The following is an 8,437-nucleotide window of genomic DNA, read 5'->3' as shown; positions in this document are numbered from 1 at the left end:
CGCCGGCGTGGTCTCGAAGATCATCAAGTAAGAGCAGGTCGGTCGCCCGCGGCGCGGGCGGCAGTGGTCGGGACGGAGTTGCACGCCGTCCCGGAAACCCGCTAGAATGCGCGACCACCATGGGCCCGGCAGCTTTGTCGGGTCCATGAACCAGCGAAATGAGGGGCAGGAAGCGCCTCGTCTTCGCCAGACAGGGAAATGTCGCATGGTGCTGCCCGGCCCGGGGCTCCCGGCCGCGGTGGCTTCATGCGTTCGCAGATTCCGTCTGGGCGGGCCGGGAAACCGGCCTGCCTTGATTTTTGAGGGAGCCGGCAGCGTCTTCGCGAGCCGGCGTTTGCAGTTCACCGGGGTTCGGCGCAACCAGACGCCGGCCCGTCGCTCTTTTAACCAAGGAACACCGTCATGGCGGACCAGAAGATCCGGATTCGGCTGAAGGCGTACGATCATCGTCTGATCGACCGCTCGGCCAGCGAGATCGTCGAAACGGCCAAGCGGACCGGCGCGCAAGTGCGTGGCCCGATCCCGCTGCCGACCAAGATCGAGCGCTACACCATTCTCACCTCGCCGCACGTCGACAAGGACGCGCGCGACCAGTACGAGACCCGCACGCACAAGCGCGTGCTCGACATCGTCGACCCCAACGACAAGACCGTGGACGCGCTGATGAAGCTCGAGCTCGCGGCGGGCGTCGACGTCCAGATCAAGCTGACCTGAGGCCAACCACATGACTGCGAAGAAGTATTCGCTGGGCATCGTCGGTCGCAAGGCCGGCATGAGCCGGTTCTTCACCGAGGACGGCAAGTCCGTGCCGGTGACGCTGATCGAGGCGACCCCGAACCGCATCACCCAGATCAAGACCGTCGACGTCGACGGCTACAGCGCCGTGCAGGTCACCGCCGGCGTCAAGCGCGCGTCGCTGGTCAACAAGCCCGAGGCCGGTCACCTGGCCAAGGCCAAGGTCGAAGCCGGCCGTGGCCTGTGGGAGTTCCGCGTGGCCGACGACAAGCTCGGCGACTTCGAGGTCGGCGGCGAGATCCGCGCCGACATCTTCGAGGCCGGCCAGATCGTCGACGTGCAGGGCGTGACCAAGGGCAAGGGCTTCCAGGGCACGATCAAGCGCTGGAACTTCCGCATGGGCGACGCCACCCACGGTAACTCGCTGTCGCATCGCGCCCCGGGCTCGATCGGCCAGCGCCAGACGCCGGGTCGCGTGTTCCCGGGCAAGAAGATGTCCGGCCACATGGGTTCGGTCCAGCAGAGCACCCAGGGCCTGCAGGTGGTGAAGGTCGACGCCGAGCGCGGCCTGATCGCCATCCGGGGTGCGGTGCCGGGCGCGCCGGGCGGCGACGTGATCGTCCGCCCGTCGAGCAAGGGAGTATGACGATGGAACTTGCCATCAATAACAGCAGCAAGACCGTGTCGGTGTCCGACGAGATCTTCGGCCGCGAGTTCAGCGAGGACCTGGTCCACCAGGTCGTGGTCGCGTACCGCAATGCCGGCCGTGCCGGCACCAAGGCGCAGAAGACCCGCTCGGAAGTCGCCGGCACCACCAAGAAGTCGAAGAAGCAGAAGGGCGGCGGTGCGCGTCATGGCGCCCTGACGGCCCCGATCTTCGTCGGCGGTGGCGTGACCTTCGCGGCCAAGCCGCGCAGCTTCGCGCAGAAGGTCAACCGCAAGATGTACCGCGCCGCGATCGCCGCGATCCTGTCCGAGCTCAACCGCCAGGGCCGCATCACCGTGGTCGAGTCGCTGGCCATCGATTCGCCGAAGACCAAGGGCATGACCGCCCTGCTCAAGGACCTCGGCGCGGGCAAGCGTCCGCTGCTGGTCACCGAGGATGCCACCGAGAACCTGTACCTCTCGGCGCGCAACCTGCCGTATGTCGAAGTCCGCGACGTGCAGGGCCTGGATCCGGTCGCGCTGGTTGGCGCCGACTCGGTCGTGGTCACCGCCGATGCGGTCAAGAAGATCGAGGAGTGGCTGGCATGAACGACGCCAAGCTCTACAACGTGATCCGTGCGCCGCGTGTGTCCGAGAAGACCGCGCGCCTGCAGGAAGTTTCCAATCAATACGTCTTCGAAGTGGCGACGACCGCTACCAAGGCCGACATCAAGGTCGCCGTGGAAAAGCTGTTCGACGTCAAGGTCGAGGCGGTCAACGTGGTCAACGTGAAGGGCAAGTCCAAGGCCTTCAAGTTCCGCATGGGCCGCCGCGCTGACTGGCGCAAGGCGTACGTGAAGCTGGCCGAGGGCCAGTCGATCGACGTGATGGCCAAGGCCTGAGGACTGGAACCATGGCATTGATGACTTTCAAGCCCACCTCGCCCGGCCGCCGTTCCGCCGTCCGCGTGGTGACGCCCGGCCTGCACAAGGGTGCCCCGCACGCTGCGCTGGTCGAAAAGAAGAGCAAGACCGGTGGCCGCAACCACCACGGCCGGATCACCACCCGTCACATCGGTGGTGGCCACAAGCAGCACTACCGCATCATCGATTTCAAGCGCAACAAGGAAGGCATCCCGGCGCGCGTGGAGCGGATCGAGTACGACCCGAACCGTACCGCCCACATCGCCCTGCTGTGCTACGTCGATGGCGAGCGTCGCTACATCATCGCGCCCAAGGGCCTGAAGGATGGCGACCAGGTGATCGCCGGCCGCGACGCCCCGATCCGCGTCGGCAACACGCTGCCGCTGAGCAACATCCCGGTCGGTTCGACGGTCCACTGCATCGAGATGAAGCCCGGCAAGGGCGCCCAGCTGGCGCGTGCCGCCGGTGCCGGCGTGCAGCTGGTCGCCCGCGAGCAGGGTTACGCCACGCTGCGCCTGCGCTCCGGCGAAATGCGCAAGGTGCCGGTCGAGTGCCGCGCCACCATCGGTGAAGTCGGCAACGTCGAGCACAACCTCGAGAAGCTCGGCAAGGCCGGTGCCAAGCGCTGGCGTGGTGTCCGCCCGACCGTCCGCGGCGCGGCGATGAACCCCGTCGACCACCCGCACGGTGGTGGTGAGGCCAAGGCCGGCCAGGGCAACCCGCATCCGGTCACCCCGTGGGGCGTCCCGACCAAGGGTTACAAGACCCGCAAGAACAAGCGCACCCAGCAGTTCATCGTGCGCGATCGTAGGAGCTAATCGGCCATGGCACGTTCACTCAAGAAGGGCCCGTTCGTCGACCACCATCTCATCAAGAAGGTGGAGGCTGCGGCCAACAACAAGAAGCCGATCAAGACCTGGTCGCGTCGCTCGATGGTTCTGCCGGAGATGGTGGGCTTCACCATCGCCGTGCACAACGGTCGCAACCACATCCCCGTGCTGGTCAACGAGAACATGGTTGGCCACAAGCTCGGCGAGTTCGCCCTGACCCGTACGTTCAAGGGTCACGTGGCCGACAAGAAGAGCCGCTAAGGAGATGACCATGGAAGCGAAAGCAATCCTGCGCACCGCGCGCATCTCGCCGCAGAAGGCCCGCCTGGTCGCCGACCAGGTCCGTGGCCTGAGCGCCGAGCGTGCCGTCAACCTGCTCAAGTTCTCCGACAAGAAGGCCGCCTCGCTGATCCGCAAGGTCGTCGAGTCCGCCATCGCCAACGCCGAGAACAACCAGGGCGCCGACATCGACGAGCTCAAGGTCAAGACCATCATGGTCGACGAGGGCCCGACGCTGAAGCGTTTCATGGCCCGTGCGAAGGGACGCGGTACCCGCATCCTCAAGCGCACCAGCCACATCACCGTCGTCGTCGGCGAGGGGAAGTAACTCATGGGTCATAAAGTTCATCCGACCGGCATCCGCCTTGGCATTTCCAAGGACTGGAACTCGAAGTGGTTCGCCGGCAAGAAGCAGTACGCCGAGTACCTGGCCGCCGACCTGAAGGTCCGCGAGATGCTGCGCAAGAAGCTCGCCCAGGCCGGTATCTCGAAGATCTTCATCGAGCGCCCGGCCAACAACGCCCGCGTCACGATCCACACCGCCCGCCCGGGCGTGGTGATCGGCAAGCGCGGCGAGGACATCGACAAGCTGCGTAAGGAAGTCAGCGACATGATGGGCGTCCCGGCGCACATCAACGTGACCGAAGTGCGCAAGCCCGAGCTCGATGCCCAGCTGGTGGCCGAGTCGATCGCGCAGCAGCTCGAGCGCCGCATCATGTTCCGCCGCGCGATGAAGCGTGCGGTCGGCAACGCGATGCGCCTCGGCGCGCTGGGCATCAAGGTCAACGTGGCCGGCCGCCTCAACGGCGCCGAGATCGCGCGCTCGGAGTGGTACCGCGAAGGCCGCGTGCCGCTGCACACCCTCCGCGCCGACATCGACTACGGCTTCGCCGAAGCCAAGACGACGTACGGGATCATCGGCATCAAGGTCTGGGTCTACAAGGGCGAGATCTTCGATTTCTCCCAGGTCGGCCAGGAAAAGCAGGACGACAGCCCGCGTGGCGACCGCGGTGATCGCGGCGACCGTCGCGACCGTGGCCCGCGTCCGCCGCGTGAATCGAGGTAACCGACCATGTTGCAACCCAAGCGAACCAAATACCGCAAGATGCACAAGGGCCGCAATGACGGCCTGGCGTGGAACGGCAACGCCGTCAGCTTCGGCGAGTACGGCCTGAAGGCGACCGCGCACGGGCAGATCACCGCCCGCCAGATCGAGGCCGCGCGTCGTTCCATCAGCCGCTACGTCAAGCGTGGCGGCAAGATGTGGATCCGCGTGTTCCCCGACAAGCCGATCACCAAGAAGCCGATCGAAGTCCGAATGGGCTCCGGTAAGGGCAACGTCGAGTACTGGGTCGCCCAGATCCAGCCGGGCCGCATGATCTACGAGATCGAAGGCGTGTCCGAGGACATCGCCCGCGAGGCCTTCCGCCTGGCTTCGGCCAAGCTGTCGGTCACCACCCAGTTTGTTACCCGGACGGTGCGCTAATGGAACTGAAAGAACTCCGCGCGAAGTCGGCTGACGAGCTCAAGGCCCACCTGGTCGAGCTGCACAAGGAGAGCTTCTCCCTGCGCATGCAGAAGGCCACTGGCCAGCTCGCCAAGACCCATGAAGCCCGCCGGGTGCGCCGCGAGATCGCTCGCGTCAACACCCTGCTGGGTCAGCAGAAGTAAGGATCCACGCCATGACCGACAACAATACAGAGAAGGCGCTGCGCACGGTCGAAGGACGCGTGGTCAGCAACAAGATGGACAAGACCGTCACCGTGCTGGTTGAACGCCAGGTCAAGCACGCGCTGTACGGCAAGTACATCCGCCGTTCGACCAAGCTCCATGCGCACGATGCAGACAACGCCTGCAACGAAGGCGACGTCGTCCGGGTGCGCGAGATCGCCCCGATGTCCAAGACCAAGAACTGGAGCGTGGTTGAGATCGTCAGCCGCGCGGCCGAATAACGAGGAGGCTGAACCATGATCCAGATGCAAAGCTACCTCGGCGTGGCCGACAACTCCGGGGCGAAGGAAGTGATGTGCATCAAGGTGCTCGGCGGCTCCAAGCGCCGTTACGCCGCGATCGGCGACATCATCAAGGTCACCGTCAAGGACGCGATCCCGCGTGGCAAGGTCAAGAAGGGCGACGTCTACGACGCCGTCGTGGTCCGCACCCGCAAGGGCGTCCGTCGCCCGGACGGCTCGCTGATCCGCTTCGATGGCAACGCCGCGGTGTTGCTCAACAACAAGCATGAGCCGATCGGCACCCGCATCTTCGGGCCCGTGACCCGCGAGCTGCGCTCCGAGAAGTTCATGAAGATCGTCTCGCTCGCACCCGAAGTGCTCTGAGCGGAGGAATTGACATGAACCGTATCAAGAAAGGCGACCAGGTCGTTGTCACCGCCGGCAAGGACAAGGGCAAGAAGGGCGACGTCGTGCGCGTGGCCGGCGACAAGGTCGTCGTGTCCAACGTCAACATCGTCAAGCGCCACACCAAGCCGAACCCGCAGCTGGGCCAGCCCGGCGGCGTGATCGAGCGCGAGGCGCCGATCCATATCTCCAACGTCATGCTCTTCAACCCGGCCACGGGCAAGGGCGAGCGCGTTGGCATCAAGGTGCTGGAGGATGGACGCAAACTGCGTGTGTTCCGCTCCAGCGGTGAGGCGGTTGACGCCTGAGGAATGCTGAAATGACCACCCGGCTTGAAAAGTTCTACAAGGAAGAAGTCGTCCCCTCGCTGACCGCGAAGTTCGGCTACAAGAATCCGATGGAGGTGCCGCGCATCACCAAGATCACCCTGAACATGGGTGTGGGCGAGGCCGCCACCAACAAGAAGATCCTGGAGAACGCGGTCGCCGACATGACCAAGATCTCCGGCCAGAAGCCCGTCGTGACCAAGAGCCGCGTCTCCGTGGCGTCGTTCAAGATCCGCGACGGCTGGCCGATCGGCTGCAAGGTGACCCTGCGTCGCGAGAAGATGTTCGAGTTCCTCGACCGCCTGATCAACGTCTCGCTGCCGCGCGTGCGCGACTTCCGCGGCGTGTCCGGCAAGGCGTTCGACGGCCGTGGCAACTACAACATGGGCGTCAAGGAGCAGATCATCTTCCCGGAGATCGACTACGACCAGGTCGACGCCCTGCGCGGCATGGACATCGCGATCACCACCACCGCGAAGAGCGACGCCGAAGCGCGCGCCCTGCTGGAAGCCTTCCGCTTCCCGTTCCGCAACTGACCCGAGGAATACACCCATGGCCAAGACGTCCATGATCAACCGCGAGGTGAAGCGGGCCAAGCTGGCGGCGAAGTACGCCGCCAAGCGCGAGGAACTGAAGAAGATCATCGCCAGCCCGACCGCCTCGTACGAGGAAAAGGAAGAGGCCGTGGTCAAGCTGCAGAAGCTGCCGCGCGACTCGTCCCCGAGCCGCCAGACCAGCCGCTGCGCCCTGACCGGCCGTCCCCGCGGCGTTTACAACAAGTTCGGCCTCGGCCGCAACATGCTGCGCAAGGCCACGATGAACGGCGACGTGCCGGGGCTGCGCAAGGCCAGCTGGTAACCGTTGCACCTCCAGGCCGGCTGTCTGCTAGACTAGCCGGCTCGCAACACCCAAGCGCCACGGCCGCCCGGCCGTGGCGTCACAACTGAATTCGCAACAGCGGATATCGGTGCACTCATCAGGAACCACACATGAGCATGACTGATCCCATCGCCGACATGTTCGTCCGCATTCGCAATGCGGCCGCGGTCGGCAAGCCGACGGTGAAGATGCCGTCCTCCAAGATCAAGGTCGCGATCGCCAAGGTGCTGCAGGACGAGGGTTACATCCTCGGTTCGCGCGTGACCGAGGCCGGTCCCGGCAAGAGCGAGCTCGAGATCGAGCTGAAGTACTACGAAGGCAAGCCGGTGATCGAGCAGCTCAAGCGCTTCTCGCGCTCGGGCCTGCGCCAGTACCGTGGCAAGGACGACCTGCCGAAGGTGCTCGGTGGTCTCGGCGTCGCCATCATTTCCACCTCCAAGGGCATCATGACCGATGCGCAGGCGCGCCAGCAGGGCGTCGGCGGTGAAGTCCTGTGCTTCGTGGCCTGAGGGAGTAACGAACATGTCCCGAGTTGCCAAGAAGCCGATCGCCCTGGCCAAGGGTGTCGAACTGAACGTCCAGCCCGAGAACGTGACCGTGAAGGGGCCGAAGGGCACCCTGTCGATCGCCAAGCCTGCCGGCATCGCCGTCGCCATCGAGGATGGCCACGCCCACCTGTCGGCCAGCGAGCCGGCGCTGGTCCCGCTGACCGGTACCCTGCGCGCCATCGTCGCCAACATGGTGCACGGCGTGTCCACCGGCTTCGAGCGCAAGCTTGAGCTGGTCGGCGTCGGCTACCGCGCCGCGATGCAGGGCCCGGACCTGAACCTGTCGCTGGGCTTCTCCCATCCGGTCCTGTTCAAGGCCCCGGAAGGCATCACCATCAGCACCCCGACCCAGACCGAGATCGTCGTGGCCGGTGCCGACAAGCAGCGTGTCGGCGAGGTGGCTGCCAAGATTCGCGGTTTCCGTCCGCCGGAGCCCTACAAGGGCAAGGGCGTGAAGTACGCCGGCGAGAACATCATTCGCAAGGAAGCCAAGAAGGCCTAACCCGGCTTTCAGCTTTCGAGGACCAGACAATGAACAAGAACATCGCCCGCCTGCGTCGCGCCAAGTCGACCCGTGCGCACATCCGCGAGCTCGGCGTGCCGCGCCTGTCGGTGCTGCGCACCGGCCAGCATCTGTACGCCCAGGTCTTCACCGCCGACGGCTCGAAGGTCCTGGCAGCCGCCTCGACCACCCAGGCCGACGTCAAGGACGGCCTGAAGAGCGGCAAGAACGCCGATGCCGCCGCCAAGGTCGGCAAGGCGATCGCCGAGAAGGCCAAGGCCGCCGGTATCGAGAAGGTCGCGTTCGACCGCTCGGGCTACCGCTACCACGGCCGCATCAAGGCGCTGGCCGACGCCGCCCGCGAGGGTGGCCTGCAGTTCTGATGCTTGGATGCGTGGGGCTCCGGCCCCATG

18 protein-coding genes are annotated in these 8,437 nt (G+C 65.4%); all 18 read left to right on the top strand.

Going from position 1 to position 8,437, the window contains the following annotated elements; all coding sequences use genetic code 11:
- Window positions 1-402 precede the first annotated feature (402 nt).
- A complete protein-coding gene (gene rpsJ / locus N799_RS11735) occupies window positions 403-714 on the top strand; it encodes a 30S ribosomal protein S10 (RefSeq protein ID WP_036212661.1) in 312 nt (103 codons plus the stop codon).
- 10 nt (window positions 715-724) lie between these two features.
- On the top strand, window positions 725-1,381 hold the full coding sequence (gene rplC / locus N799_RS11730; protein WP_036212658.1) for a 50S ribosomal protein L3: 657 nt from the start codon (window positions 725-727) through the stop codon (window positions 1,379-1,381).
- Window positions 1,378-1,989 (top strand): 50S ribosomal protein L4, encoded by a 612-nt coding sequence (gene rplD, locus N799_RS11725; protein ID WP_425476989.1) that lies wholly within the window; start codon window positions 1,378-1,380, stop codon window positions 1,987-1,989. Before rplC ends, rplD begins: the two co-directional genes overlap by 4 nt.
- A complete protein-coding gene (gene rplW / locus N799_RS11720; protein WP_036212652.1) occupies window positions 1,986-2,282 on the top strand; it encodes a 50S ribosomal protein L23 in 297 nt (98 codons plus the stop codon). The genes rplD and rplW overlap by 4 nt, the downstream gene beginning before the upstream one ends.
- 11 nt (window positions 2,283-2,293) lie before the next feature.
- Window positions 2,294-3,121 (top strand): 50S ribosomal protein L2, encoded by an 828-nt coding sequence (rplB, locus tag N799_RS11715; RefSeq protein ID WP_036212649.1) that lies wholly within the window; start codon window positions 2,294-2,296, stop codon window positions 3,119-3,121.
- A 6-nt stretch (window positions 3,122-3,127) separates the two neighbouring features.
- A complete protein-coding gene (gene rpsS, locus N799_RS11710) occupies window positions 3,128-3,394 on the top strand; it encodes a 30S ribosomal protein S19 (RefSeq protein ID WP_036212645.1) in 267 nt (88 codons plus the stop codon).
- Between the two features lie 10 nt (window positions 3,395-3,404).
- Window positions 3,405-3,740, top strand: a complete 336-nt coding sequence (gene rplV, locus N799_RS11705; RefSeq protein WP_036212644.1) for a 50S ribosomal protein L22 — start codon at window positions 3,405-3,407, stop codon at window positions 3,738-3,740.
- 3 nt (window positions 3,741-3,743) lie between these two features.
- A complete protein-coding gene (gene rpsC, locus N799_RS11700) occupies window positions 3,744-4,478 on the top strand; it encodes a 30S ribosomal protein S3 (protein WP_036212641.1) in 735 nt (244 codons plus the stop codon).
- Between the two features lie 6 nt (window positions 4,479-4,484).
- On the top strand, window positions 4,485-4,898 hold the full coding sequence (rplP, locus tag N799_RS11695) for a 50S ribosomal protein L16 (RefSeq protein WP_036212638.1): 414 nt from the start codon (window positions 4,485-4,487) through the stop codon (window positions 4,896-4,898).
- Window positions 4,898-5,083, top strand: coding sequence for a 50S ribosomal protein L29 (rpmC, locus tag N799_RS11690; protein ID WP_036212636.1), 186 nt, complete (start codon window positions 4,898-4,900; stop codon window positions 5,081-5,083). The genes rplP and rpmC overlap by 1 nt, the downstream gene beginning before the upstream one ends.
- An 11-nt stretch (window positions 5,084-5,094) precedes the next feature.
- Window positions 5,095-5,364 (top strand): 30S ribosomal protein S17, encoded by a 270-nt coding sequence (gene rpsQ, locus N799_RS11685; RefSeq protein ID WP_036212633.1) that lies wholly within the window; start codon window positions 5,095-5,097, stop codon window positions 5,362-5,364.
- A 15-nt stretch (window positions 5,365-5,379) separates the two neighbouring features.
- Complete coding sequence (rplN, locus tag N799_RS11680) at window positions 5,380-5,748, top strand: 50S ribosomal protein L14 (protein WP_036212629.1); 369 nt, start codon at window positions 5,380-5,382, stop codon at window positions 5,746-5,748.
- Between the two features lie 14 nt (window positions 5,749-5,762).
- Window positions 5,763-6,077: a 50S ribosomal protein L24 gene (gene rplX, locus N799_RS11675; RefSeq protein WP_036212626.1), complete on the top strand. Its 315-nt coding sequence runs from the start codon at window positions 5,763-5,765 to the stop codon at window positions 6,075-6,077.
- 11 nt (window positions 6,078-6,088) lie between these two features.
- On the top strand, window positions 6,089-6,631 hold the full coding sequence (gene rplE / locus N799_RS11670) for a 50S ribosomal protein L5 (RefSeq protein WP_036212623.1): 543 nt from the start codon (window positions 6,089-6,091) through the stop codon (window positions 6,629-6,631).
- A 16-nt stretch (window positions 6,632-6,647) separates the two neighbouring features.
- Window positions 6,648-6,953: a 30S ribosomal protein S14 gene (gene rpsN, locus N799_RS11665; RefSeq protein ID WP_036212620.1), complete on the top strand. Its 306-nt coding sequence runs from the start codon at window positions 6,648-6,650 to the stop codon at window positions 6,951-6,953.
- A gap of 131 nt (window positions 6,954-7,084) precedes the next feature.
- On the top strand, window positions 7,085-7,483 hold the full coding sequence (rpsH, locus tag N799_RS11660) for a 30S ribosomal protein S8 (RefSeq protein WP_036212617.1): 399 nt from the start codon (window positions 7,085-7,087) through the stop codon (window positions 7,481-7,483).
- Between the two features lie 13 nt (window positions 7,484-7,496).
- On the top strand, window positions 7,497-8,024 hold the full coding sequence (gene rplF / locus N799_RS11655; protein ID WP_036212615.1) for a 50S ribosomal protein L6: 528 nt from the start codon (window positions 7,497-7,499) through the stop codon (window positions 8,022-8,024).
- A 29-nt stretch (window positions 8,025-8,053) separates the two neighbouring features.
- On the top strand, window positions 8,054-8,407 hold the full coding sequence (gene rplR, locus N799_RS11650) for a 50S ribosomal protein L18 (RefSeq protein WP_036212612.1): 354 nt from the start codon (window positions 8,054-8,056) through the stop codon (window positions 8,405-8,407).
- Window positions 8,408-8,437: the final 30 nt, after the last annotated feature.

The sequence above is a fragment of the Lysobacter arseniciresistens ZS79 genome (genome assembly GCF_000768335.1).
GTDB classification, from domain to species: Bacteria; Pseudomonadota; Gammaproteobacteria; order Xanthomonadales; family Xanthomonadaceae; genus Novilysobacter; species Novilysobacter arseniciresistens.
The sequence above is the reverse complement of the archived record's forward strand: the minus strand, read 5'-3'. Positions and strand labels throughout refer to the sequence as shown.